The 26,864-nt window shown below is 42.1% G+C and carries 16 protein-coding genes; 6 read left to right on the top strand and 10 right to left on the bottom strand.

Going from position 1 to position 26,864, the window contains the following annotated elements; genetic code table 11:
* Nucleotides 1-49: 49 nt before the first annotated feature.
* Together V7K55_RS03965 and V7K55_RS03960 are read right to left on the bottom strand one after the other, a co-directional pair.
* Complete coding sequence (locus V7K55_RS03965) at nt 50-616, bottom strand: PAS domain-containing protein (RefSeq protein ID WP_334828426.1); 567 nt, start codon at nt 614-616, stop codon at nt 50-52.
* 291 nt (nt 617-907) lie between these two features.
* Nucleotides 908-2,032: a metallophosphoesterase family protein gene (locus V7K55_RS03960; protein ID WP_334828424.1), complete on the bottom strand. Its 1,125-nt coding sequence runs from the start codon at nt 2,030-2,032 to the stop codon at nt 908-910.
* 83 nt (nt 2,033-2,115) lie between these two features.
* On the opposite strand from V7K55_RS03960, the gene V7K55_RS03955 reads away from it, so the two are divergent.
* The 3 genes from V7K55_RS03955 (at nt 2,116) to V7K55_RS03945 (ending at nt 7,786) form a co-directional block, all read left to right on the top strand.
* The gene (locus V7K55_RS03955; RefSeq protein WP_334828422.1) at nt 2,116-2,289 is read left to right on the top strand and encodes a hypothetical protein; all 174 of its coding nucleotides are present in this window, start codon (nt 2,116-2,118) and stop codon (nt 2,287-2,289) included.
* 687 nt (nt 2,290-2,976) lie between these two features.
* Entirely contained in the window at nt 2,977-3,849 is an 873-nt protein-coding gene (locus V7K55_RS03950) for an S-methyl-5'-thioadenosine phosphorylase (protein WP_334828420.1), read from the top strand.
* Nucleotides 3,850-4,264: 415 nt separating this feature from the next.
* On the top strand, nt 4,265-7,786 hold the full coding sequence (locus V7K55_RS03945) for a beta strand repeat-containing protein (RefSeq protein WP_334828418.1): 3,522 nt from the start codon (nt 4,265-4,267) through the stop codon (nt 7,784-7,786).
* A 146-nt stretch (nt 7,787-7,932) separates the two neighbouring features.
* Here V7K55_RS03945 and V7K55_RS03940 read toward each other — a convergent pair whose 3' ends face one another.
* The 7 genes from V7K55_RS03940 to V7K55_RS03910 all read right to left on the bottom strand — a co-directional run bounded on the left by V7K55_RS03940 (nt 7,933) and on the right by V7K55_RS03910 (nt 18,892).
* Nucleotides 7,933-8,790, bottom strand: coding sequence for a nitrate ABC transporter ATP-binding protein (locus V7K55_RS03940; protein ID WP_334828416.1), 858 nt, complete (start codon nt 8,788-8,790; stop codon nt 7,933-7,935).
* Nucleotides 8,791-9,292: 502 nt separating this feature from the next.
* The gene (locus V7K55_RS03935; protein WP_334828414.1) at nt 9,293-11,299 is read right to left on the bottom strand and encodes an ABC transporter ATP-binding/substrate-binding protein; all 2,007 of its coding nucleotides are present in this window, start codon (nt 11,297-11,299) and stop codon (nt 9,293-9,295) included.
* Between the two features lie 107 nt (nt 11,300-11,406).
* Complete coding sequence (gene ntrB, locus V7K55_RS03930) at nt 11,407-12,246, bottom strand: nitrate ABC transporter permease (RefSeq protein ID WP_334828412.1); 840 nt, start codon at nt 12,244-12,246, stop codon at nt 11,407-11,409.
* A gap of 39 nt (nt 12,247-12,285) precedes the next feature.
* On the bottom strand, nt 12,286-13,674 hold the full coding sequence (locus V7K55_RS03925; protein ID WP_334828410.1) for a CmpA/NrtA family ABC transporter substrate-binding protein: 1,389 nt from the start codon (nt 13,672-13,674) through the stop codon (nt 12,286-12,288).
* Between the two features lie 605 nt (nt 13,675-14,279).
* Nucleotides 14,280-15,521 (bottom strand): bifunctional ornithine acetyltransferase/N-acetylglutamate synthase, encoded by a 1,242-nt coding sequence (argJ, locus tag V7K55_RS03920; RefSeq protein ID WP_334828408.1) that lies wholly within the window; start codon nt 15,519-15,521, stop codon nt 14,280-14,282.
* A 580-nt stretch (nt 15,522-16,101) separates the two neighbouring features.
* Entirely contained in the window at nt 16,102-17,577 is a 1,476-nt protein-coding gene (gene gatB, locus V7K55_RS03915; protein WP_334828406.1) for an Asp-tRNA(Asn)/Glu-tRNA(Gln) amidotransferase subunit GatB, read from the bottom strand.
* A gap of 310 nt (nt 17,578-17,887) precedes the next feature.
* A complete protein-coding gene (locus V7K55_RS03910; RefSeq protein WP_334828404.1) occupies nt 17,888-18,892 on the bottom strand; it encodes a cyanophycin synthetase in 1,005 nt (334 codons plus the stop codon).
* A gap of 845 nt (nt 18,893-19,737) precedes the next feature.
* On the opposite strand from V7K55_RS03910, the gene V7K55_RS03905 reads away from it, so the two are divergent.
* The 3 genes from V7K55_RS03905 (at nt 19,738) to V7K55_RS03895 (ending at nt 25,719) form a co-directional block, all read left to right on the top strand.
* Nucleotides 19,738-19,974 (top strand): hypothetical protein, encoded by a 237-nt coding sequence (locus V7K55_RS03905; protein ID WP_334828402.1) that lies wholly within the window; start codon nt 19,738-19,740, stop codon nt 19,972-19,974.
* Between the two features lie 586 nt (nt 19,975-20,560).
* Nucleotides 20,561-24,766: a PAS domain S-box protein gene (locus V7K55_RS03900; protein WP_334828400.1), complete on the top strand. Its 4,206-nt coding sequence runs from the start codon at nt 20,561-20,563 to the stop codon at nt 24,764-24,766.
* Complete coding sequence (locus V7K55_RS03895) at nt 24,763-25,719, top strand: PleD family two-component system response regulator (protein ID WP_334828398.1); 957 nt, start codon at nt 24,763-24,765, stop codon at nt 25,717-25,719. The genes V7K55_RS03900 and V7K55_RS03895 overlap by 4 nt, the downstream gene beginning before the upstream one ends.
* A 24-nt stretch (nt 25,720-25,743) precedes the next feature.
* On the opposite strand, the gene V7K55_RS03890 is transcribed toward V7K55_RS03895, so the two are convergent.
* A complete protein-coding gene (locus V7K55_RS03890; protein ID WP_334828396.1) occupies nt 25,744-26,856 on the bottom strand; it encodes a helix-turn-helix domain-containing protein in 1,113 nt (370 codons plus the stop codon).
* Nucleotides 26,857-26,864: the final 8 nt, after the last annotated feature.

Below are 26,864 nucleotides of genomic sequence, written 5' to 3'. Positions count from 1 at the left end.
ATTGCGATTTGACACACGGTAGTCGATGCGTTATGCAAAATTTGCGCGCTCATCTTACCATATACTGGACAGATTTAGAATGAAATAGCCCTGGGCCGATCCCTTGCATTACAGATTGCTTATCTTCAGGATAAACACACTTTTGAAACGTCTCATAAGGGCCATCAAAACTGCTTGGAGTTAAACCAAAAAGCATCTCATAATTTTCCGACCAGGTGACTTGATTGGTAATAATGTTCCAATCCCACAAGCCCATCTGAGAAACATCTAAAGCTAACCTTAGCCGTTCTTCACTCTCTTTAAAAATTATTTCCAGTTGCTGCCGCTCTGCAATTTCTTGTTGGAGTTGCTGTAGAGTCCCCACCAGATTTTCTGGCATATTCAACCCTGTAGGTTTTTCCTGTTCAAGATGGGATTCAATGTCATCATCGGCTACTTGATTCTGAGGATTTTGTGTAGCTATTGCTAGTTTAGTTTTTGTTTTTGTTAATTGTTCTTCAAGTGCTGCTTGCCTTTGCTGATAAAATACTTCTGATTGCTCTAACTCAGCTATCCGCTGCCGCAAAACCGCTAATTCATCAGTAAGTTTAGAGTTAATTTTATCAACATTTGGCATCTGCATACACTGCCCATAATTAAATAACATAGACTTGAAGAGTAGGCATCCCCTAGTTATATTAAGTATGGATTTTGAAGCCCCAAAATGTAATCCATCAAAAGGCACATAGGAGTCTTAGCCAAAAGATATCTTTTGGGATTTAAGAGCGATGTCTAGCCCTGCCAAGGTGACTTTTTATCGGATAATTATGGCAGGAGCGATCGCTATCTAAAAACAAATAGTGGAGAATAGACCACTAAGCTTTTAGTCCAGGCAAAAAAGTTACCTTCACACGGACACTCATCACTCTTAACGCAGCAAAAGCGTGCTGTTGTTATCAATCAGCGTCAGAGTTCCACTAGTGGCGATGCCTGGGTTAGGCTGTGCCGATGCATTATAAGTCTCAATGTAGCGACGTACTTCTAATGGAAACTGAGGATAGTCTAATACCGCATCGCCATCGGCAATAGTTGCCCAGAAGTCTCGCAAACCAGGAGCTAATTTTCTAGCCTGTGATAGTGGTAAGTTTAATGGAGAGTGAGTTAGTAGCTTGATTAAGAACGGGAAAGAGCGATCGCCCATCCATTGCCGTGATGACTGTTGCAAGTCAGGAAAATCAGGTACTGAGTCTACCCGATGGGATACAATTTGCAACGATTCTTTACCTTGGTTATCCCGATGAAACTCTAGCACCCGATAAGGGTGAGGATAGCTCACTAAGGAGCCAGTAGTAATATCATATACGCCATCTGAGTAAGCAATATCCTGAACGTGCAAATGCCCTGTAAATACTAGCTTGACTCCGTAACGTCTTAGCAATTGCAATAATTCTGGTGAATTCGCCAACATATAGCGATTTGCCAATGGGTGGTTCGATTGATTGGGCAAATGCTCCACCACATTATGATGCACCATCACTAAAACTAATTCATCAACAGATGCCGCCAATACTTCTTCTAACCACCGTAGCTGTTTGGCATCCAAACACCCCACTTGCTCACCCTGATCATTAAAGGAGTTAGAATTCAGTCCAATCAGCTTAACTCCAGGTAGCAACTGACGAATGTAGTACATCTGCTGCGGATTTTCATAGCCAAACTTGGTGTAATAGTAAGGAAAATCCGCAAAAGCGATTGATTGCTCATCAGCCAACAGCACAGGAACGTCATGATTACCGGGAACAACGTAGACGGGAAAAGGTAGCTGGGCTAGACATTGTTGTAACCAGGCGTGATTCTCTGGTTCGCCATGCTGAGTTAAATCTCCTGGTAATAATAAGAAATCTAAATCGAGTTGTGTTAGATGTTCGAGTACACTTTGAAACGCCGAAATACTAACTTCTACCAGATGAAACCGACTAGGATGATCCCAGATTGTATGGGGAAGTGCCAGGTGTAAGTCACTGACTACCGCAAAACGAAAATTGAGAGCCATTGATTTATGAAAACGTTAAAAACAGTGGTTAAAATAAGCCTTTTTCCAAAAGTATAACCCTAACTTTCTCTCGCTGCTGAGGAGTGGATTTACTTAATATTTGTATACATAAAGCTGCGATCGCAGCTTTATGTTCACGAGTGCTAAGTGGGAAAGCTAATAAGCTACATCGGTTGATGCTTGACAGTAAAATAGCTAATCTGACGGCTGCCGTTGTCGCTTTATTGAGAATGGCTCAAACAATCTCCACTGCTTGATATATGTATAGGAGCAATTGATTACTTCCGCCCCATTTTGCGAATTTCAGTATCTTTACTGTTAGTTATTCTTTGTATAGCAAACTACAACGTAATTGGCAGAAATGGCGGGAGCGACCCGCCATTTCTGCCGTGTTGTTTTCTGCCTATAGCTTTATGGATAAATCAATCAATTTGTTCAGTAAAACCGGGATAACTATTTTGTTTATCCTTACTGTTCCGATTTTTACAGTGATGATACTTGACAATTATTTTCCGAAAACTTGGGAAGGCATTGTTAATAGGATGGGGTGGGCAAGATATGAACCTTCAAAACCTGCATCAAAATCTGCGTCAAACACTACATCAAGCAATCGTACATTCTTAGGACGTAGCAAAACAGGATACGAACTTTGGACAGATGGTTCGTGTGTGTACGTAAAGGATTTAAGGCAAAGCGATATTAATAGGCTAAACACGACACTTGATGGGTTTAAACAGGCGGTTAAATCTGAGACTGGATATAAATGCGTTTTGTTTGAGTAGTTTGTGGAAATAGCAACCTACTTTGGCATGGTGATTATCTCTGCTAAAATAAGTACCACTTCTTACTTAACATTCAGCACTCATCACTCGTGAATGGCTTTTCTGCTACTCCCCTTTTCGATAAAATAACTTAGCAGATCAGTAAAGAACAGGTTCAGAATCATGGCTCAAGCTAGTATTGGGATTATTGGTGGCAGTGGTCTGTATAAAATGGATGCACTCAAAGACGTAGAAGAGATACATATCCAAACCCCCTTTGGTTCACCATCAGATGCTTTGATTCTGGGGACATTAGATAGTACACGAGTAGCTTTTTTAGCGCGTCATGGCCGCAATCACACGCTGTTACCCTCTGAATTACCGTTTCGCGCTAATATCTATGCGATGAAACAATTGGGAGTGCAGTATTTAATTTCAGCTAGTGCTGTGGGTTCCTTGAAAGCAGAGGCGAAACCACTGGATATGGTAGTGCCAGATCAGTTTATTGACAGAACGAAAAATCGGATTTCTACGTTTTTTGGTGAGGGAATAGTGGCTCACATTGCCTTTGCCGATCCGATTTGTAAGAATTTGGCTGTTCTGTTGGCAGATGCGATCGCATCTCTCAATTTACCAGAAGTTACTCTCCATCGCGGCGGTACTTATGTGTGCATGGAAGGGCCAGCTTTTTCCACCAAGGCGGAATCGAATCTTTATCGTAGTTGGGGTGCAACCATCATTGGGATGACGAATTTACCAGAGGCGAAGCTGGCGAGGGAAGCCGAAATTGCTTATGCAACCTTAGCGCTAGTGACAGATTATGATTGTTGGCATCCAGATCACGATAGTGTGACAGTGGAATTGGTGATTGGTAATTTGCTGCGAAATGCTGCCAACGCTCAAAAGGTGATTCAAGAAACTGTGCGGCGATTGAGTGAAAATCCGCCGGCGAGTGAGGCGCATTCAGCATTGCAATATGCGATTTTGACTCAGTTGGATAAAGCACCAGTAGCTACAAAGGAAAAGTTAGGGTTATTGTTGCAGAAGTATTTGTAGTATTGGATAGGAGCGATCGCTTTATCTTAAGTTCAAGCGATCGCTCCTATAGTAACCGTTCACAGGTGAGAGCTAATCAAAAACAGTGGGAAACCATCTAAAAGTTTCGTTTTAGATATTACACAGACAGATAAAATCGCGGAATTTCTACTACTTGATGCCGATAGGGATTTTGATCAACTCCGACTAAGCTTTCTCCACAACAGTTACAAGTTTCTGGATGATGCTCTAAAACCTTGGAACATAGGGAGCCAGTTCCTTCTTCAACCAACCAGCCCTGACAAATTCTGCATCATAAAATTTGCCCCCTCATAACTTTTTAAACATCCTTGCTTTCACCCAGTCACCGCACTCCATAATGGTAGTACGGAGAATTTGGTATTACTGAAAAAATAGATTGAGGTAGGTAAAAATCATGGCAAGTATCATTGGAACCAACGGTAACGATACCCTATACGCCGGTGGCTACGAAGACACCTTGACTGGTGGAGGCGGTAACGATATTTATGACATACCAGGCAATTCCTCTGGTGTCGTCACCATCAGCGATTTTGGTGGTATAGGTAAAGGCATCAATCCATCGGCAGCAGTCATTGCCGAAGTAGACACGTTAAGATTTTCTGACGATGATTCCTTCAATGCCGAAAATTTACTGCTGACTCAGAAGGGCAACAATCTGGAAATCACTTTTGAACCGTTTCCTTTATATACTCGTAAAGTCATCCTGCAAAACTTTGCCTTGGAAAATCTGGATAATCTCAGCACATCTACAGGAGCCAAAGTAAACTTAGGCAATATCCTGTTTAATGGGCAAACGTCCATTACTGACAGCTTTGATGTCTTCAATGCCAACTCCACCCAAAGCACAGTCTTTAACAAAAATACAGTCACCTTCCTTAACGACCTGAACAATAATGTTAACGGCTTTGATAACTCAGATGATGTCATCAATGGTCAGGGAGGTGATGACAAAATTGACGGCAAAAGTGGTAACGACCGTTTGCGGGGTGGTGCAGGAAATAATACTCTGATTGGTGGTGTGGGCAATGATATCTTGGATGTTGAATATTCAACAGGCAACAACATCCTTAACGGTGACACTGGTGATGATTACTTGAATGCTGGGGCTTCATCAGGCAATAACCTGCTATCTGGTGGCGATGGCAACGATACTCTCTACGCCTCTTACATTTTTATAAACCCTTATGGCTATGGCTATACTGCCTCATTAGGTAATAACACCCTTAACGGTGGCGCTGGTGACGATTACTTGAATGCTGAGTCTCCAAAAGGCAATAATCTGCTATCTGGTGGCGATGGCAATGATACTCTCACCACCTCTGGTGTTTTTACTTATAGAGCAGATCCTAATTTTATCTCATCAGGGAATAACACTCTCAACGGTGGCGCTGGTGACGATTACTTGATGGCTGAGGCTTCATCAGGGAATAATCTGCTATCTGGTGGTGATGGCAATGATTATCTTGATATCTCTAGTATTCCCACTTACTACGATGGTATATTCTTGTCTTCAGGCGATAATACTCTCAACGGTGGTGCTGGTGACGATACCTTGAGGGCTGAGGATTCAACAGGAAATAACTTCCTCTTTGGAGACGATGGCAATGATTCCTTCTATCTAAATTTAAAGAATCAAACGGTAGATGGCGGTAAGGGTGACGATTTGTTGTCCGTTGATTACAGTTATTACGTCGGTGTTACAGAAGGAATTACAACGACATTCAATCCTACTACTAACATTGGTTCAATTAAAGCGGGTACGAATCAGGTTAGTTACAAGAATATCGAACGATTAAATATCTCAGGTACAGTTTACAATGACAACATTGTGGGTAACAGTGGCAACGATACCCTCTCCGGGGGCTATGGTGGCAATGATACCATCGATGGGGGTGAGGGTGATGACGTGTTGTCCGTAAATTACAACGATCCTGGGGGAATTACAACGACATTCAATCCTACTACTAACATAGGTTCAATTAAAGCGGGTACGAATCAGGTTAGTTACAAGAATATCGAACGATTAAATATCTCAGGTACAGTTTACAACGACAACATTGTGGGTAACAGTGGCAACGATACCCTCTCCACGGGCAATGGTGGCAATGATACCATCGATGGGGGTGAGGGTGATGATGTGTTGTCGGTCAATTATAATTATGCTGCTGTGGCGATCGCTTCAACTTACAATGCCACTACTAAAACTGGCTCAATTACGGCAGGTACGAATCGGGTTAGTTACAAGAATATCGAACGATTAAATATCTTAGGTACAGAATATAATGACTTAATTGTAGGGAATAGTGGCAACGATACCCTCTCCGGGGGCAGAGGTAACGATACCCTAACTGGTGGCGCAGGTAATGATAGATTTGTTTACGACTTGACTGGCATCGTTGATGTTATTACCGATTTCGGTGGCATAGGTAAAGGCTCAAATCCCTCAGCAGAGGTAATTGCCTCCTCAGACACTTTACAACTTATAGGCGATCAATTCACTGCCCTCACCGCTCAAAATCTACAATTAACTCAAAATGGTAACAACTTAGAAATTACCTTTGATGGTTCTGTTGGTCGCAAAGTCATTCTGCAAAAATTCAAATTAGAAAACCTGGATAATCTGCCAGGAACTTCTTCACGACCTGCTATTGGCAATATCTTATTTGATGGACAAACCAGCATCACCGACAGTTTTGATGTGTTTGATGCTAATTCCACTCAAACTGCCCTGTTCAAGAGGAACACTGTTACCTTCCTCAATGACCTCGATAATAATATTACAGGTTTTGATAACTCCAATGATGTCATCAATGGTCAAGGGGGTGATGACATCATCAACGGTTTGAGTGGTAATGACATCCTCAGAGGTGATGCAGGAAATGATACTCTGATTGGTGGTGCGGGAAATGATACCCTCAACGGTGATGCAGGTGATAATATCCTTGATGGTGGTATTGGTAACGACAGTTTGAGTGCTAGCAGTTCAATAGGCAATAACATCCTCAATGGTGGTGCAGGTGACGATACCTTGAATGCTAGCAGTTCAAAAGGTGATAACCTGCTCTCTGGAGGCGATGGCAATGATTCTCTTGATATCTTTGGTGATGCCGATTCCTCGCACTCTTTAGGCAATAACACCCTCAATGGTGGTGCAGGTGACGATACCTTGAATGCTAGTAGTTCACCAGGCTATAACCTGCTTTCTGGGGGTGATGGCAATGATTCTCTTGACATCTCTGGCTTTTACTACAATAGCTCCGACACTCGCTCATTAGGCAATAACACCCTCAATGGTGGTGCAGGTGACGATACCTTGAATGCTATCCGTTCAAGAGGCGATAACATCCTCTTTGGCGAGGATGGCAATGATTTCTTGGATGTTGAAGAATCAGAAGGCTATAATACCGTCAACGGTGGCGGTGGCGATGATTATCTCTCTGCTCTTTTAGCTTCTGGTAATAACACCCTCAACGGGGGCGCTGGTAACGATAGTTTGAATGCTACAAGTTCAACAGGCGATAACTTCCTCTTTGGAGGAGATGGCAATGATATTCTGACAGGTGGCAACGGTAATGATACCCTCTATGGAGGAGATGGAACTGATACCTTTGCTTTCAATGGTTACAGTGAAGAAGGTATTGCTACTATTTATGACTTCAACGCAGCTAATGAAATCATTCAGGTATCGGCTACTTATTTTGGTGGCGGATTGTCAATAGGTTCACTCTCAGCTAATCAGTTTACTCTGGGAACATCTGCAACAGCGATCGCTCAACGATTCATTTATGATAATTCTACAGGTGGACTGTATTTTGACCAAGATGGCAGCGCAGCTGGGTTTACTCAGGTAAAACTTGCCCAACTATCTGCTGGATTGTCACTAACCAACAACAATTTTGTGGTTGGTGAACCGTGATTAAGTAGAGACGCGAAATTAATTTCGCGTCTCTACTAATGTCAAACGAATTGTGAGCGATCGCTATACCCAAAACCAGCAACAAATAGACTCTTCTAGAAGGAACCATTTTTGAGAGTGAGAAATCAGGAGAATGACGAATTAGCTTAACCTACGTCATCATGGGCAAAGCGATTAAATAGGAAGTCTAAAGCATAATTACGTAGTTGGTAGTATTGGGGATCTTCCATAATGCGGGCGCGATCGCGGGGACGAGAAAAAGGAATTTCCATAACTTCACCAATTTTCGCGTGTGGCCCATTAGTCATCATTACCAATTTATCTGCTAAAAATAGTGCTTCGTCGATGTCGTGGGTAATCATCAGCACTGTACAACGGTTATCGCCCCAAATTTTCAGCAGTTCTTCTTGTAATTCTTCTTTGGTGATGGCATCCAGCGCCCCAAATGGTTCATCTAAAATTAAAACTTTCGGACGAATCGCCAAAGCACGGGCGATAGAAACCCGTTGTCTCATCCCGCCAGACATCTGCATTGGTTTCTTTTCCATTGCGTCAGCTAATCCCACCATTGCTAAATGATCGCGCACGATCGCTCTTTTTTCAGCTTGTGGTTTGTTGGGATAAACGGCGTTAACAGCTAAATAGATGTTTTCAAAAGCAGTTCGCCACGGTAGCAAGGCATAGTTTTGGAAGACAACCATCCTGTCTGGGCCTGGTTTGGTGATTGGTTCTCCTTCGAGTAACACTTCGCCAGAGGTGGGAAAGTTAAAGCCGGATACCATATTTAATAGTGTCGATTTGCCACAGCCGGAGTGGCCGATGAGGCAAATAAATTCGCCTTGTTCAACGTTGAGGTTAACGCCGTCGAGGACGGTGAAGGGGCCTTTTTTTGTGGGGTAGACTTTGGTAACGTCTTTAATTTCTAGGAAAGGTCTGCGGGTGGTGGTTGCAGAGGATAATGGTTTTCCTATTGTGTTTGTAGCTGTCAAGTTGCGGTTTTGCATGGTATTTGGGTATTGGGTATTGGGTATTGGGGACTGGGGACTGGGGACTGGGGACTACTCACAGCAACCTAGAGGTTTGTTAGGGACTTCCAAATAAAAAAATATCCAACTATTTATTGTGAGGTGGGCGTAATCATGGGCGGGAAAGATGCCGTTGGTGTCTTGTAAAAACTGAATATTGAGTTCACTCACTACTCATTAAGATCCGCGTTACCCCACCCTAACCCTCCCCTTATAAAGGGGAGGGAACCGGATTTCCTGTTTCCCCCCTTTAGAAGAAGGGGGAATTAAGGGGGGTAAACCGACTGTGGGACAAAGCTTTGAGCTTAAGTTGACACCAATGGCAAGATGCCCACCCCACAAGATGGGGTAATTTATTTCTTGGAAATCCGTTGACGGAGATAAAAGGTGGATTCATCCAGTTCAAATGCTCGTTGACGGAGATAAAAGGTTCGCGTATGATGTCTTACTTCTCCCACTCCCTCTTTCTGTCAACAGTTTTTTATGATGCGAGTTTTCTTCTTGGTGCATCAAGAACAACTTCCGCAACTGAAAAATCACATTTAATTTTCAAGCTGTTGAGATAGGCGATCGGATCGTCGGCGTTAAAGGGAGTGCCATCGAACAGTTTGATCGGTTGGCGAATATAGCTGATATCCAAACCTAATTCCCGTGCGGCGGTACTGAAAACACGCACCCGACAAACCCGTTCCACAACTTCTACCCAATTTCTGGGGAAGGGTGTGTCACCCCAACGTGCCAATTGACTCATAATCCAAATTTGTTCGGTGCGGCTGGGGCGATTAATGGCAGATTCAGAATAAAACTGGTGATGAGCATAGTCTCGCAAGGGATGATCTAAGCTACAGACATTATTATCTGGATCTTCGAGTTGAATGTATTCTAAATCGGTACTAACATAATCTCGCCCTGCTAAAATTTGGCGAATTTCTTGGGCATTATCGGGATTTGCACAATACTGACAAGCTTCTAATAAAGCTTTGGTTAAAGCAATGTGCGTATTTGGATAGGTTTCTGCCCAATCTTCCCGCACACCGAGAACTTTACCGGGGTGTCCGAACCAAACTTCTAAGTCGGTAGCAATGGTAAAGCCGACACCTTCTACAGCAGCGCGGTAGTTCCAAGGTTCGCCCACGCAGTAACCATCAATGCTTCCGGCTTTTAAGTCGGCTACCATCTGCGCTGGGGGAATAGTCTTCATATCCACATCGCAATCGGGGTCAATTCCACCAGCCGCTAGCCAGTAACGCAGCAGCAAGTTGTGCATAGATGCGGGATGCACTACCCCCATTGTGTGCCGTTGTTCGCGGGTGCGAAGCAGATATCTTTTGAAATCTGATAAGTTTTGCACGCCTTGGTCATAAAAGTGTTTTGCCAAGGTGATGGCGTTACCGTTGCGAGTCATGGTTAGGGCGGTGACAACGGGTAGAGGTTTATTATTATGTCCTCCCAAAGTTAACCACATTGGCATCCCGGAAGGCATTTGAGCCGCATCCAAATAACCGCCAGTTATGCCATCGACTATACCCCGCCAGTTGCTCTCGCGCACAAGGTTAACTTCATCTAAACCATGCTTGGCAAAGAAGCCTTTTTCTTTCGCAACTGCTAAGGGGGCGCAAGCTGTCAGAGGTAAAAAGCCAATTTCTAGGTTAACTTTTTCTAATCCATGACGGGCAACATCGGCAGTTTTCAGCGCCCGAATTTTCTTGATGCGTTTCTGCTGATTGAGGAAGTAAATCATCTCACTCCGCAAGCTGTAGTAGCTAGGATGTTCTACTACTTCCATCCGCTTGCGGGGTCTGGGAATATCCACTTCTAAAATGTCACCAATTTTAGATTCGGGGCCGTTGGTTAGCATCACGATTCTGTCAGATAACAGCACTGCTTCATCGACATCATGTGTCACCATCACGGCGGTAACTTGATTTTCTTCGCAGATTTGCATTAGTTGTTCTTGCAAATTGCCGCGTGTGAGTGCATCTAATGCCCCAAAGGGTTCATCTAGCAAGAGTAATTTGGGACGAATTGCTAGGGCGCGAGCGATCGCAACTCGTTGCTTTTGTCCACCTGATAACATCCCCGGTTGTTTGTCAGCGTGGGGATGTAAACCCACCATATTAATATGTTTGTCGATAATGGCATTGCGTTCATCTGCGGGTATACCCTTCATTACCGAGTCCACAGCGAGGGCAATATTTTCTCTTACCGTCCGCCAAGGTAATAGCGAATAATTTTGGAACACCACCATTCTGTCTGGGCCGGGTTTGGTGATTCTTTGTCCTTCTAAGGTGACAAGACCCTCGGTTGGTAAATCCAAACCTGCAATCATATTTAATAGAGTGGATTTACCACAACCGGAGTGACCAATTAAAGAAACGAATTCTCCTTTTTTAATTTGCAGATCGATTCCTTTGAGGGCGATATATTGACCACCGCCAGTAAGATTAAAAACTTTGTCAATTTGGTCAACAGCTACAAATATACTCATTTGTCATTTGTCCTTTGTCATTTCTCCTTTGTCTTTCGTCATTAGTCCTTAGTACCGATCATTAGTCCTTAGCTTTTTACAAATGACCAATGACCAATGACTAATGACTATTTCTGTTCTGTCGGTAAAATCAGGTTTTGAATCCAAGACATACATTTGTCTAGTAACAAACCCACTAAACCAATGTAGACTAGTGCCAAAATAATCTCGCTGACGTAGTTGTTCTGATAAGCATCCCAGATGAAGAAACCGATGCCGACAATACCTGACATCACAATTTCAGCGGCGATAATTGCTAACCAAGCTAAACCAATTGCAATTCTCAAACCTGTAAAAATGTAGGGCAAAGCAGCAGGAATCAGGATGTTAAAGAAATAGTCTTTCTCGGAAAGTTGGAGAACTTTGGCTACGTTGTTATAGTCTTGGGGAATTTCTTTAACACCCACAGCTGTGTTAATAATAATTGGCCAAATTGCGGTGATAAAGATCACAAACAACGCGGCGGGTTCGTTTTGTCTTAAAGCTGCCAAAGCAATAGGAACCCAAGCCAATGGGGGTACAGTTCGTAATAACTGAAATAGAGGATCTAAAGCTTTAGACATGGTTTTATTAGTCCCAATTACAATGCCTAAAGCAATACCAACTACAGCAGCCAAAGAGTAACCAATAGCTACTCGTTGCAAACTAGCCCAAATCTGCCAAAATAGTCCTTTGTCAATGCCGCCTTTGTCGTAAAATGGATATAAAATCAAAATCCAAGTATCTTGTATAACCTGAATTGGCCCTGGTAATGTCGCGCCAGGAGTCCAAGAAAATAGTTGCCACAAAACCAGAAAGATAACAAGAGCAATAAATGGTGGTAAAAGCTCAGGAACCTGTTTTTGTAATCGAGATATTAAACCATTGTTTAACTTTGAAGTTGCTGGTCTTCGTTGAGCAATTGTCATAAATTTGGTTCTCCTAAAATACTCACTAATGACTGTTAACTAAATACTAACTTTCTTGATTTGCAGACTCTTGAGATATGCTTCGGGGTTTTCTGGGTCAAATTTTACGCCATCAAAAAATTCTTCTACACCACGAGATGTACTTGTGGGAATATCAGCCGCCGGAATTCCGGCTTCTTTTGCAGCTTCTTTCCAAATATCTTCGCGGTTAACTTTATCGATTAATGCTCTAGCTTTAGCAGCATTATTCACAATATAATCTTTGGGCAAGAATCCCCAGCGCACGCTTTCGGTGATGAACCACAAATCATGGCTCTTATAAGGATAAGAAACATTACCTTTTTCATCCTTCCAATACAAAGCTGCCATTGATCTATCATCAATTTGACGACCTTCACCCATGTCGTATTTACCCATGTATGGGTCGATTAAAATATCAACTGGTACATTAAAGTAAGCCCGTCCTGCCACAATTTCTGACATTTCTTTGCGGTTATCAAAGTTGTCGCACCATTGTTGAGCTTCCATTAGACCTTTTAATAGTGCTTTTGTTGCTTTGGGATTTTGGTCAACCCAGTCAGCCCTCATGGCTAAATATTCTTCGGGATGATTTTTCCAAATTTCTGCCGTTAGTGCAGCCATGAAACCAATTTTGTCTTTAACAATGCGGAAAGGCCAAGGGTCGCCAGTGCTAAAAGCATCCATTGTTCCTGTCTTCATGTTGGCGACGGTTTGCGCTGATGGAACTGTGAGCAATTTCACATCGATATCGGGGTCGATACCACCGGCTGCTAACCAATAGCGAATCCAAAAATCTTGGTTGACATGGGGGAAGGTTTGGGCAGCTGTGAAGGGTGTGGGTGAGTCTTTGAGTTTGGAGAATAGAGACTTAGCACTAGCTAATTTTAAGCCTATGCCACTACCTTGGTGTTTGTTGGCGATCGCAATCCCATTCCCTTGTGTAATTAATTGTGCCAAAACATACATGGGAATCTTTTTATTACCTTTAGTAATTAAACCTTCAGTAATTAAATGGGGCATAGGCATTTGCCATTGACCACCATCAATTCCACCACCAGCAGAACCAATTTCGACGTTATCTCTAGCTGCACCCCAAGACGCTTGTTTCGCTAACTCCACATTGGTCATGCCATACTTCGCAAAAAAGCCTTTTTCTTTGGCAATAATTAAAGGTGCAGCTTCTACAATTGGAATATATCCTAAATTGACTTTGGTAACTTCTGGGGCTTGCTCTGGACTAATATTAGTATTTGCTGCTGGTTGAGCAGTCGGTGCAGTTTTAGTGCCACTACCAGTTAGGTTTTCAGGGGGATTGCCCAAACAGCCTTTGAGGAATACAGCGCCCGTAGATGCTCCGGCTGTGATTATGAATTTGCGACGGGAAATTTGATTAAAAAATTCTGTCATAATATCTCCTTGGAAGGTAAATTTTATTTTTATAGCTATGACAATTTAGTCAAGAAAAACGTTGTGTTTCTTGCATTGTCTAATGATTAATCAAGCTATATTTGCCAATGTAAACGCAGCCATTTCATCAATGACTTGGCTACTTATATAAAAACTCGGTTAATTTATTGGCTCTGCTCTCGTTTGAAACAGAGGCATCATTCACCTTGTTGAAATCAGTTTACAGCCTTTGAAGCCAAATTAGTTTACTCAGAGTCTCGAATTATTAAACAAATATTAGATTGCATGTATAAGGAAAAATTTATCTATCTTCCTTAACTATGGGAACAATTTCTAATATATAAACTCTTATTTATGAATACTATTGTATTTGCAATATGATTTCTTATCTTTACTTATTTTTTTAGATATAAGTTTTTATTTATAATAACTATTCTGTTTACATAATGATTTAGTGGTGGGCATCTTGCCCACCCCACAAGATTGGATAATTTATCGTAATGAGGCTTTCGATGAAACGCTTCTCTACGAGAGGCTCCGCCATTACTTTCCCGTAGCGGTAGCGAGTCCGAGAGCGTCATTAAGAATTACGAATTGCGAATTGTTTAAGTAGTGTATTCGGCATTAATCCTCACGTAGTCGTAACTCAAATCACAACCCCAAGCTTTACCGACACCATAACCATTGCCAACATTAACGGAAATTAACACCGTATCCTCTTGGAGATAAGCACCTGTCGCTGCTTTTTTTAAATAAGCACTCGCTGCTGCACGATCAAAAGTTAAGGGTTGTCCATTTTCTAACATTAAGAAATTCCCTAACTTAATTTGTAGGTTTTCTTGCTCAAATGGCACACCTGCACGTCCGGCGGCGGCGGCGATGCGTCCCCAATTTGGATCTCGTCCAAAGATTGCAGATTTAACTAAGGATGAACCAGCGATAGTTTTGGCTATTTGTCTGGCTGAGAGTTCATCATGGGCCCCTGTTACTTCCACTTCTATTAGACAAGTTGCACCTTCACCATCACGAGCGATCGCTTTGGCTAAATGTTGGCAAACTGCTGTTAACATGGCCTCTAATCTCTCTGCTTCTGCACCCCATTCTGTAATTGCTGGGGTGCGAGATTGACCGTTTGCCAAGGCGATTAAGCTGTCGTTAGTACTTGTATCACCATCAACTGTGATGGAATTAAAGCTTCTATCAGCCGCCCTTGCTAACATTTGTTGCCAAAGGGCTGGCGAAACCATAGCATCACAAGTAACAAATGCTAGCATGGTTGCCATGTTGGGGTGGATCATGCCGGAACCTTTGGCAATGCCGCCAATTCGGACTGGGCGATCGCCTACGGTTGTCTCTAGGGCAATGGATTTTGTTACCAAGTCTGTAGTGATAATCGCTCCGGCTGCCGCATCTGAGCCTGTTTCTGATAGTGCTGCTACTACTTTAGGAATTCCGCTTCGCAAAGCATCCATCTTAATTCTTTGACCAATTACACCAGTGGAAGCTAATAAGACAGATTCAGACGAGATGTTCAGTGCTTGGGCTATTGCCAGAGCAGACTCTAGGGTATCAAGATAGCCTTGATTACCTGTAGCGGCATTTGCTTGTCCAGCGTTGCAAAGGATAGCACGAGCGCTATGTTTGGCTTGCAAGCGTTGGCGACAATATTCTACACAGGCAGCTTTAACTTGACTAGTGGTGAAGACACCAGCTGCGATCGCTTCCACCTCTGAGAATATCAAAGCTAAATCCGGCAACCCCGAAGGTTTTAACCCTGCGGTAATTCCCGCCGCCTGATACCCCCTTGGTGCTGTGACACCACCTGTAATTTTTTGCCAATCTGTCATTATTCTTCCTTACAAGTACCAGGTTGGATAGGTCAATTTGTGCTTGAGAAAAGTGTTGAGTTAGGAGAGACGCGATTAATCGCGTCTGTACAGGAGTTAGGAATTTCCCCAATCCTTAATCTTCATTGTGAGTTTATTTGCTGATGGCAATAATAATGCACTAGTTGGCGATTAGCATAATTGTTTTTACCTTTCTTATGACGAAAGACAAATATGAAAAAAGAGAGCTGCATAAGTAGCTCTCCAGATCGTTATGGTGCATCTTTTTCTCACGATATATATTTGGTCATCTAAGGATTAATACTTATTTATTAATATTCTTTATAAAAATCGATGAAGCTTCTCCGTAAAAACTGTGAAACAAAATAAAAAAGAGAGCTGCATAAGTAGCTCTCTAGATCATCAGGGTGCATCTACTTACCACACTATATCATTTTAGGTATGCGGGTTGTCACCAGTTTTTTTGTGAAGATTTGATGAAGAAACACCAGGAAAATACTTACTTGGGAATTGGACATTGGGAAGAAACTTGTTAAATAATTCCCCCCTATCTCCCCCTGTCCCCTGCCTTAACAGACTACTAGCCGTTCAGTTTCTTTTCCACCAATTCATTAGTCAGCTTCGGATCGGCACGTTTAGCTGTCTTTTTCAGAACTTGTCCGACAAAGAAGCCTTTAAGGTTGGTGTTACCGTTGCGATACTTTTCTAGTTCTTTGGGATTGGCGGCTATGACTTCATCGATGATGGGTTCTAGTACACTAGGATCGCTGATTAACTCAATACCTGCAAAGGCTTTTTCAGGAGAAATCCCACTAAGCAAGTCTGGCAACTTTTCTTTAGCTTGAGCATTGCTAATTTTGCCTGTTTCAATGCGAGTGATGATATCAGCTAAATTGGTGGGAGTCAGTCCAATTTCAGTAATACTGAGTTTTTGCTTATTAAGGTGGGCGGCGATATCTTGAGTAATCCAGTTTGCAGCAGCTTTGGGATTTGCTCCAGATGCGATCGCAGTTTCAAAATATTCCGTTACTGGACGATCTTCTGTCAAAACTCGCGCGTCATAAGTCGAAAGCCCCAACTCATTTTCATAATGATGGCGTTTTTGGGCTGGTAATTCTGGTAGTTCGCTACGCCATTGCTCTAATTGAGCATCCGTCACCTCAATTGGTGTTAAATCAGGTTCGGGGAAGTAGCGATAATCGCTAGAACCTTCCTTTATCCGCATACTACTTGTACGTTGAGCGCCTTCTTCCCACAGCCGAGTTTCTTGGATGATGCGATCGCCTGCTTCGATGGCGGCGATTTGGCGCTCAATTTCGTAGTCAATCGCCCGTTGGATGGCGCTGAACGAGTTCATGTTTTTAATTTCTACCTTGGTGCCAAATTCCTTTCGTCCTACTGGACGCACAGAGATATTGACATCGCAGCGCAGAGATCCTTCTTGCATATTCCCATCACTCACGCCGAGATACCGGACAATCCGGCGTAACTCTTCGGCATATTCAGCAGCTTCTAATCCAGAACGCAAGTCAGGTTCCGAGACAATTTCGACTAACGGTATACCTGCGCGATTGTAGTCTACTAGAGAATAGGAAGAACCAGAAAGGCGCTCGCTACCTGCATGTACCAATTTTCCCGCATCTTCTTCCATGTGCAGACGTGTAATGCCAATGCGTTTGCGGCTGGGATTTCCCTCAGCATCTACCAATTCTATTTCTAACCAACCATGTTCTGCGATCGGTAGATCGTATTGAGAAATTTGGTAATTTTTGGGTAAGTCAGGATAAAAATACTGTTTTCGGTCAAACTTGCTATATCTAGCGATTTGACAATTCAGTGCCAAACCAGCTTTGACAGCGTATTCTAATACTTTTTCATTGAGTACAGGTAAGACTCCAGGTAAACCCATACAAACAGGGTCAATGTTAGTATTTGGATCGGCACCAAAGGCCGTAGAGCTATTAGAGAAAATCTTGGTGTTGGTACTTAGCTGACAATGGGTTTCTAGACCAATAATCGCTTCATACTCAGTTTTTACAGTTGTAGCAGTCGTCATAATATCACTAATTTCGGCATAATCCTTGTAGTGGTACTATTGTAGCGGCGTATTGAGTTGCCCTGAAGACGGTTATTTGGGTGAGCAATGCTTACCCTCTTAAGCTTGAAAAGGGAGATGCAAACATAACGCTCTTTTATTCCTTTCGTCAGATTAAATTTGAAACCCTATTTTGGCGTTAGTCCGCGCAGGCAGACTTTGTTTGTGTAGCCGCGATTTCTAATCGCTTGGATTATTCTCTCTCCAGAGTCATAGAAGAGCGATAAGGTGGAGAAAATCTTAATTATTGGTTCTGGTGGTGCTGGTAAATCTACTCTCTATTATTCTCGTTTTCAAGTATTTTGAGAATTCTGAGATATAGATTTTCTACCCTCTGCGTCTGAACTTCACCAAATGATGCGTAGTGGCTTAGGCTAGGAGCGCCATTTACTTCAATAATTGTATAATCTCCGATTGGTGAGGTTATATCACTAGCAAGAATGTCTACACCTGCTAATCTCAGTTCCATACCTTTTGTAATACTTACTGCTAATTTTTTAAAATCAGGATGAATGCTTTCTGTAAAATCTACTGCCTCGCCTCCAGTCGATAAATTTGCATTATCTAAAAGATAGACAATATTATTCTTAGGGATCGCGCTACTAAAATTTAGCTTCCGTCTTCGCAAGTTTTTTTTAATTCTGTAATCTTCAAAATCTATAATTTCTTTCCTACCATTTTTGATAAAATTTTCCTGTTTTTGCTGCATGAGTTCTAAAACATTAGATTGACCATCTCCCGTTATAAATAGAGGAATTCTTTGATATGCCGAAACGACTTCATCATTAAGTACCACAATCCTATAGTCATTGCCACTATAAAATCGTTCAACAATAAATCCAGAGACTTTTTGTAAGATTTTCTTGGCTACTTGATAGTATTCTTGTTTGTTATGAACCTTTGTAACAAATAATCCTTGACTGAGATTAATTGGCTTTACGATTACGGGAAAACCTAACTCTTTGGCATAATAGAATCCTGCATCTATATTCCTAATGTTAGCTATTTCTTCGCATAGTTCCTCACTGAAAAATGTTTTTCCTTCAGTAACTTTGTAGCCGAAGCTATTTAAAAAAAAGCTAGAAACACTTTTGTCTTTAGCTATTGCTACTGAACCAGATGAATTAATACTAAATCTGGTAGTCCGAAAAAAAGTTTTATTCCCGTTTTTAAAGGTAATCAGTCCCATGAAGGTGCATTCTGGGTCTACTAAAACTACTGCTCCTATTTCCTCTGCTACTTTTTGAATAATTGATGTCACAAATGGTATTTTCATTATCATAGCTATAATTTTGCCGGAGTGATTCTAACTTTGTTTATAGCAATTAGTCAAGATATTTTTAATTAAACAAGTGAATTATATATTGTTCAAAAAGCTATACTATGAACCTGAATAAAAATTCATTTTCTACTATATGAATACTATTTTATTTTTGAATAAAATTAGGTATGTAGTGTTAGAACGAAGTTCGTAACGCACCATTATCAAGGATTTAGTGCCGTCCTCTCCGTGCTAACAGACGCTCCTGCGTCGCTAACGCTCAACCCGGGAAACCTGCCCACGCGACTGGCTCCTCTACGTATCTTTTCAAAAATAAAACCGGATTCCTGTATCTAAATAAATTATTAAATTTTAAGTATTCTCAAATAACTACGAAGTAAAAAACTAAATGCTCGCAATATAGCTTTACCGTAGGTGTGCAGCCCAACCTAGGCATCGGACTCATCGAAAATTAGAAGTGTACCCTCGCCCATTAATCTTATGCACGTTAATGTTCATCCTCAGATGAGTGTTTGATAGTCTTTTTAAGACATTGTTGCTGGTTTTACCACTGATACTGATTTTACCTATGTGTATGGATACAAATCATGTAAACCCAATATTTGCCGAACTTTCTGCTTGAGCATTATTGTGTGCTGAAAACAATTGCAAATTAAGGCTTTGAGATTCATAGCTATCTGAAAATCACAACTTAGTTGGTCTAAAGTATAGCGCTAAGTGTTGACAACTTATTAATAATCGAATAACAAGGTGGCAGCAGGATAAAAAAAAGCGTTGGTGCATTCCTACTTAGAAACTAATTAACGCCTTTCATTAAACTTCATACGGGTAACATCATTATGCCAGAAAATACGGTTAACCAAGCTTCTAAATCAGACAATCAGGCTATTGCTTATAAAGAACGTCTCAATTCTTGGGCGATCGCTCGTCTAGTTCCTAATACGCAAAGGGAAATTGTTGCTCGCTTCCGCAGCCGTTCTGATGCCGATGGCTATATGCGGCATCTCCCCCAGGAAATACCAAATGCTTCCTACATGGTTGTTTTTGATTGTCAACGCGAAGAAGCTGTGATTTAAAGTATAGGTAATTGGTCATTAGTATCAATTACTAATTACTTCGATTTTCCTACAGCAATTCAAGAAAACCATAACGTCGCGTTGCGATCGCAGCAGGATGTAGTCAGACAAAGGATGTTTTCGTCGCCGTGGGATGATTTAATCCCTTTAACCCTTGCTCTTAATCCGATCGTAAATAATTCTGCAAAAGTCCCTAACACCCCACCCCGACAAAGCGTAGTTTTGTCGGGGTGGGATTCTGTATTTTTGATTTATGCAAGAGGTCTAATGTGTAGGCATAGCTCTTCAAAGACATTGCTTAAAACTCCAGATGGCAATTCACCCTTCACTTCAAAATTCTGGATGTTAACAATGAGCATATTGTCAAGCTAATTGAAATTATTTTTTATATTATTTAGATTACTTCGATTTATTCTCGGCTACTTAGTCAAGTAGAACCAGAAGTTATTAAATTTTTCTGCCAATATCATATACAAATATTTCATATTAAAAAACTTCCGTAATTGCCCCCTTGCCATTGATATTTCAGATTACTTAAAAGTAAAAGCTAGCACAATAAACCCTGAAAGTGCTGGAGAGTTAAAAAATGTTCAAACAGCACCGATATGACTGGTTAAAAGCTGTGATATTTTTCCGCAAACGAAAATTACTAGCTCTGTTGCTGGGGATTCTCTTCTCAATATCTGTAGTTGTACTCTGGCAGAGATTTTTCATCCGAACTCCGGGGTTGTTAACACAAGTAGTATTAATAGCAGGTTTATTGCTTGTTGTTACACTGATATTATCAATATGTTTTGCTCTAACTATGAAAGCAAGTAACCAGCATATAACAGCAATGAATCAGGAGTTAACTGACAGGATTCTTAAACAGAAAGAGGTAGAAATTAACCTGCGCGGTAGCGAAAATCGTCTGCGACGGTTACTGGAAACTGTCAAGGTTATCCCTTGGGAATTAGACTTGAAAACTTGGCGATTTACTTACGTTGGGCCGCAAGCGGTAAACTTGTTAAATTATGCGATCGCAGAATGGTACGAAGAAAACTTTTGGATCGATCATCTGCATCCAGATGACAAGGAAAAGTCCATTCGTTTTTGCCGAGAAGCAACTGCTAGGTGCGAGAATTACGAATTGGAGTACCGGATGTTAGCAGCCGATGGGCGAGTTGTCTGGCTGCGAGACGTTGTTAGCGTAGTTGAGGAAGCAGGAACTGCTACGATGTTGAGGGGGTTTATGTTTGACATTACTGATTTAAAGCAGGTTGAAGAAACCTTGAGACTCAGGGAAAGGGCACTTGCTGCTACCAGTAATGGAATTATTATTACCGATGCTAGACTCGCTTGTAATCCAGTTATTTACGTCAACGATGCCTTTGAGCAAATAACAGGCTACAGTGCTAATGAAGTGATTGAGCAAAACTGTCGATTTTTGCAACGCATAGATAGCCAGCAATCAGCACTCAATGAACTACGCTTATCTATTCAAGCTGGAACAAGTTGCAAAGTTATTCTCCGCAACTATCGAAAAGATGGTAATTTGTTCTGGAATGAATTGAGTATTTCTCCTATCCATGACGAAAATGGCAAATTAAGCCACTTTATTGGAATTCAGACAGATATTAGCTACCGAAAGCAAGCTGAAGCTAGTCTGCGTCGGCAAGCCCTCACTTTTGAAAATATGCATGATGGCGTAATTATCACAGATTTAACCGGAAATATTATTGACTGGAATCCTGCTTCCGAAAGCATGTTTGGTTATACCAAAGCTGAGATTTTGGCTAAACATATCAGTATTTTGCATCAGCCAGAAGTAGCCGCAACATTAAGCACCAAAATTCTCGAAACAATCAACCAGCAAGGACGCTGGTCAGGGGAAATACACTTTATTCGTAAAGATGGCAGTGAGGGAATTTGCGAAACAACTATAATCTCTTTACAGGATGAACAAGGAGAAACTGTTGCCACTGTTGGCATAAATCACGACATTACCGAAAACAAACGAGCAAAAGAAGCACTGCAACGGCAATTGCATCGAACCCTACTCCTTGAGGAAATTACTCAGGAAATTCGTCAAAGTCTTGATACTAGCAAAATCTTTGAGACGGCTGCTACCCAAATTGGACAAGCATTTGGAGTTGAACGCTGTCTGATTCATTCTTACATTAGCGACCCCACACCCCGAATTCCCTTAGTAGCAGAGTATAATATCCTTCCCGGTTACTGCTCCATGTTGAAATTGGAAGTTCCTATGACCAACAATCCTCATGCAGAGCAGATGATGGCACAAGAAATAGCGATCGCTTCTCCAAATGTCTACGTCGATCCTTTACTCCAGGGAGCAGAACCTATCTGCCGAGAAATTGGACTGAAGTCTATGCTGTCAATCCGCACCTCCTATCAAGGAGAGCCAAATGGTGCGATCGGCTTACATCAGTGCAGCTATTTTCGCCAGTGGACACAAGACGAAATCGAATTACTAGAAGCAGTAGCGGCTCGACTGGGTATTGCTTTAGCACAGGCTGACTTACTAGAACAAGAAACACGCCAACGGGAAGAACTTACTTTGAAAAACTTTGCCTTAGAGCAGGCAAAACGTCAAGCAGAAGCCGCAAATCGGGCAAAAAGTGAGTTTTTAGCGATGATGAGTCACGAAATTCGGACTCCAATGAATGCTGTTATTGGTATGACCGATCTACTGCTGGATACTGACCTCACGCCTCAACAACAAGAATTTGTGGAAACAGTTCGCAGTAGCGGAGATGCTTTGCTCACCATCATCAACGACATCCTAGATTTCTCTAAAATTGAGTCGGGAAAGTTGGAATTAGAAGAACAGCCTTTTGATTTGAGAGCCTGTGTAGAACAGGCTATTTCTTTATTAGCCCCTAAAGCTGCCCAAAAAGACATTGAACTAGCTTACCTAATCCATCCGCAAGTTCCCACCCAGATTATCGGCGATATGACACGTCTGCGCCAAGTCCTAATGAATCTCCTCAACAACGCGATTAAGTTTACTGAACATGGAGAAGTTGTACTATCTGTTGAACTGGGGAATGGGGACTGGGGATTAGGGAACTCGATGCCCTCTCTGGGGATAAGAGGTAATGGGGATTTGGATCGAGAAATTTCTTCCCAGTCCCCAGTCCCCGATCCCCAATCCCCAATCCCTCTTGTCCAAGAGCAACTTCTCTACGAAATTCAATTTGCGATCCAAGATACAGGTATTGGCATCTCACCAGAGAAAATAAAGCGCTTATTTCACCCCTTCACTCAGGCTGATGTCTCCATGACTCGACGATATGGCGGCACAGGACTAGGACTAGTCATCAGCAAGCGGTTAAGTAAGATGATGGGCGGCACTCTTTGGGTAGAAAGTCAAGGGTTTGTTGGTGGCAATCCTAGCCATAGATGGAAAAGTGGAAAATTATTATCATCTCCTGACGCATCCCTTGGTTCAACATTCTACTTCACCATTACAGCCCAAGTGCCTGCTGTATCAGAGCAAGGTGAATTTAGTAATTCGCCGATGCAGTTTGAAGGAAAACGCCTGTTGATTGTGGATGACAATCTGACCAACCGCCAAATTATCAGCTTGCAAGCAGAGTCTTGGAAAATGGAAACTTATGCTGCTAAATCTGGTGAAGAAGCTTTAGCTCAACTCGCTCAGGGAACACAGTTTGATATTGCCATTTTAGATATGCAAATGCCGGAAATAGATGGCATAACCCTAGCTAGTCAAATCCGCAAGCAACCTGGTTATCAAAATCTACCTTTAGTGATTCTGACCTCTTTGGGTAAAGGAGAAACTTTCTCTGACTTTGGTGATGTCCAGTTTGCTGCCTCTTTGAGCAAACCTATTAAACAGTCTCAACTCTACGATGTTATTACCCGTGTTTTGGGAAATCAGCCGATCCCAGCCAGTATTTCTCATTTTCCCTTGGTCGATCGGCATTTAGCCCAGCGATTGCCACTGCGGATTCTCCTAGCAGAGGATACGGTTGTTAATCAGAAAGTTGCTTTACTGATGTTACAGAAAATGGGTTATGAGGCGGATGTCGTTACCAATGGAGTAGATGTACTCAAGGCTTTGGAAAAACAGCCTTATGACCTAGTGCTGATGGATATCCACATGCCCGAAATGGACGGGTTAGAAGCATCTCGGAAAATTTGTCAAGAATGGGAAGTGGGTTTTCGCCCCTATATAATTGCAATAACTGCCAATGCGATGCGGGGCGATCGCGAAGTCTGTCTTGCTGCTGGGATGGATGACTACATTAGCAAACCTATTCAGTTTCAAGATTTAGCTCAAGCACTCAGCAAATGCCCACGTCAAAGAAGTATTGAATTCCCTTCCATAGTCCAACAAGATCGAGTGATGCCCTTAGAATTGCAAACTTCGCAAAATATCCTCCAAGAAGGGCAAAACCAGACGTTAAAAAATGCCAAAATTGATTTCAATATTCTGCAATCCTTGCGGGATATGGTCAGAGGAGATCGTGTTATATTTGCTGAACTGATTGAATGTTATCTTACAGAGACAGCGAAATTGGTGGAAAATATTAGCACAGCGATCGCAACTCAGGATGCCCAAACTATGTGGAAGGCAGCCCACCAAATCAAGTCTAGCAGTGGCTTTATCGGAGCGATGGCCTTAGCGCAGCTTTGCAGGGTATTAGAAGCACAAGGACGCAGCAGTAAATTAGAAAACAGCGTAGAATCACTCTCGCAATTATACCAGGAATATGAACAAGTTAGAACAGCCTTAAAAAAAGAACTTGCGAAGGAAACGCCATGAATGCCACTGCTCAAGAAAGCCAATCTTTAGTTCTAATTGTTGATGATGAAGCTTTTATCCGCATGATCCTGCGGAATTTCTTGGAGCAGGAAGGCTATAAAATAGTGGAAGCTCAAAATGGTAGAGAAGCTTTAACTGCTTTTAACCAACATCACCCTGACATCATACTTCTTGATGCCATGATGCCAGATATGGATGGGTTTGAGTGTTGCATTCAGTTGGAACTTCTTGATTGTAATAAACACACTCCAGTTTTAATGATTACAGGACTTGACGATCGAGAGTCAGTCGATCGGGCATTTGCAGTCGGGGCAATGGACTATGTTACCAAACCTTTTCAATGGGCGCTTTTGCGACAACGGGTAAAACGCTTGATTCAGCAATCTCAGTTACAGCAAAAACTGGAAGCCGTTAATCTGGAATTGCAACGATTAGTTACTATTGATGGATTAACTGAAGTAGCTAACCGCCGAAGGTTTGAAGAGTATCTTAACCAAGAGTGGCAGCGCCTAAAACGGGAGCAACGGCCGCTTTCGCTGATTCTTTGTGATGTTGATTTCTTCAAATTATATAACGATACTTATGGGCATCGGGAAGGCGATCGCTGTCTTCAAGAAATTGCTAAAGCCATTAAAGATATTATTAAACGTCCCAGCGATCTAGTTGCCCGTTATGGTGGGGAAGAATTTGCTGTGATTTTACCTAACACAGATACCGAGGGAGCGACTCATGTTGCCGATAAAATTTGCCATGCTGTCCGCACCCTGGCAATACCTCATAAAAATTCCCAAGTTAGTCCTCATGTAACCATTAGTGTTGGGTTTACCACAGAAATTCCTCAGCTAGATTCTGACTTGGAAGAAATGATTGCCGCAGCAGATCGGGCATTATATCAAGCAAAGGCAGCAGGACGCGATCGCTTTGTACAAAATATCCTAGCTACCCAAAAGTAAAAATTTTCGGTAGTGCGCCAAATTTCACATATTTTCTATCTCTTGAAAATGCAAACTCACCTTTATATCATTCATCCAAGACGGATCAATTAGGCGATCGTGTTGCAGCCGACCGACAACAATACCAGGATGAATACCAATACGTTCTGCAAAATCAATCACATCAGTTTCATATTTCAACTTTGCTAATTCCCCCTCATACTCAGGTGGAATCAAAAATTCCCGCGACCATTTATCTGCTTCGCCCTCCTGCTCCGATTTCAAACTTTCCCCACTATTCCATTCATCGAGAAAAATATTTTCCTTATCATGGAGCAAAATATGTGCTGCTTCATGGAAAAAATTAAACCAGAAGCGGTCATTAGTTTTACCGTAAAGCGAAAGTTGAATCAGTGCCTTATGCAGGTTTAACCATCGGGCAACACCACTGACATGCGCTTTCTTGATTGATGGTACTAAAACAAGCACAACCCCTGCTTCCCAGCACAACTTTTGCATCTGTGGTTCAAACTCCTCTGGCGGTAACACCGTCAAAGTGCGAATTTCCCGCACTGCCTTTTCAAATTTTGGTTTACTGTACTTGGGAGAGTTTAGTTTTTCTGCTCTTATTTCCCCCAACCGTAGCCAAGTGGAAATAGCACCAACATCACTTTGTTCTTCGCGTGTCCGACGAAAAGCAACTTCCATACCTGCATAATAATTGTGCCAATCTGACGGCGAGGCAACACCGAAAAATTGCAGTAACTTTTTTACCAAACCAGGTTTATTCTTGGCAATTAAACGGCACTTAGGAATTACACCTTGGTTCATCAAGTCTTTCACGGGTAACTGATCTAACCAAGATGTCCATCCTTTTAAACGGTTTTCTTCTTCTATCCGTGCTAAACCTGCGCGATATTGGGCTTCACGATTGAGCCAAAATGCTGCTGTACTCCCTAAAACTCGTTCTAGCTTTAGGGCTGTTTCTTCATTAATGGGTGCTTTGCCGTTGATGAGTAAGCTGATATGTTTCGTAGTGTAGCCTAATCGCTCTGCTAACTCTATTTGTGTCCAATCACGCTCTTCTAATATATCAGCGATCGCATCACCGGGAGGAGATACCCAATCTGGAGTAAAGGTACGGGTTGTCTCAATCATGGTAATCT

This window comes from Nostoc sp. (assembly GCF_036919895.1).
Classification (GTDB): domain Bacteria; phylum Cyanobacteriota; class Cyanobacteriia; order Cyanobacteriales; family Nostocaceae; genus Nostoc.
Note: the sequence above shows the minus strand (reverse complement) of the source record. Positions and strands in the feature narration are given on the sequence as shown.

Excerpts from the sequence above, each read along its gene's own strand:
- ntrB (WP_334828412.1), bottom strand. The coding sequence starts at position 12,246 with ATGACAATTGCTCAACGAAGACCAGCAACTTCAAAGTTAAACAATGGT.
- V7K55_RS03960 (WP_334828424.1), bottom strand. The coding sequence starts at position 2,032 with ATGGCTCTCAATTTTCGTTTTGCGGTAGTCAGTGACTTACACCTGGCA.
- gatB (WP_334828406.1), bottom strand. The coding sequence starts at position 17,577 with ATGACGACTGCTACAACTGTAAAAACTGAGTATGAAGCGATTATTGGT.
- V7K55_RS03935 (WP_334828414.1), bottom strand. The coding sequence starts at position 11,299 with ATGAGTATATTTGTAGCTGTTGACCAAATTGACAAAGTTTTTAATCTT.
- V7K55_RS03945 (WP_334828418.1), top strand. The coding sequence starts at position 4,265 with ATGGCAAGTATCATTGGAACCAACGGTAACGATACCCTATACGCCGGT.
- V7K55_RS03925 (WP_334828410.1), bottom strand. The coding sequence starts at position 13,674 with ATGACAGAATTTTTTAATCAAATTTCCCGTCGCAAATTCATAATCACA.
- V7K55_RS03890 (WP_334828396.1), bottom strand. The coding sequence starts at position 26,856 with ATGATTGAGACAACCCGTACCTTTACTCCAGATTGGGTATCTCCTCCC.
- V7K55_RS03950 (WP_334828420.1), top strand. The coding sequence starts at position 2,977 with ATGGCTCAAGCTAGTATTGGGATTATTGGTGGCAGTGGTCTGTATAAA.
- V7K55_RS03940 (WP_334828416.1), bottom strand. The coding sequence starts at position 8,790 with ATGCAAAACCGCAACTTGACAGCTACAAACACAATAGGAAAACCATTA.
- V7K55_RS03910 (WP_334828404.1), bottom strand. The coding sequence starts at position 18,892 with ATGAAAATACCATTTGTGACATCAATTATTCAAAAAGTAGCAGAGGAA.
- V7K55_RS03905 (WP_334828402.1), top strand. The coding sequence starts at position 19,738 with ATGCCAGAAAATACGGTTAACCAAGCTTCTAAATCAGACAATCAGGCT.
- V7K55_RS03900 (WP_334828400.1), top strand. The coding sequence starts at position 20,561 with ATGTTCAAACAGCACCGATATGACTGGTTAAAAGCTGTGATATTTTTC.
- argJ (WP_334828408.1), bottom strand. The coding sequence starts at position 15,521 with ATGACAGATTGGCAAAAAATTACAGGTGGTGTCACAGCACCAAGGGGG.
- V7K55_RS03965 (WP_334828426.1), bottom strand. The coding sequence starts at position 616 with ATGCCAAATGTTGATAAAATTAACTCTAAACTTACTGATGAATTAGCG.
- V7K55_RS03895 (WP_334828398.1), top strand. The coding sequence starts at position 24,763 with ATGAATGCCACTGCTCAAGAAAGCCAATCTTTAGTTCTAATTGTTGAT.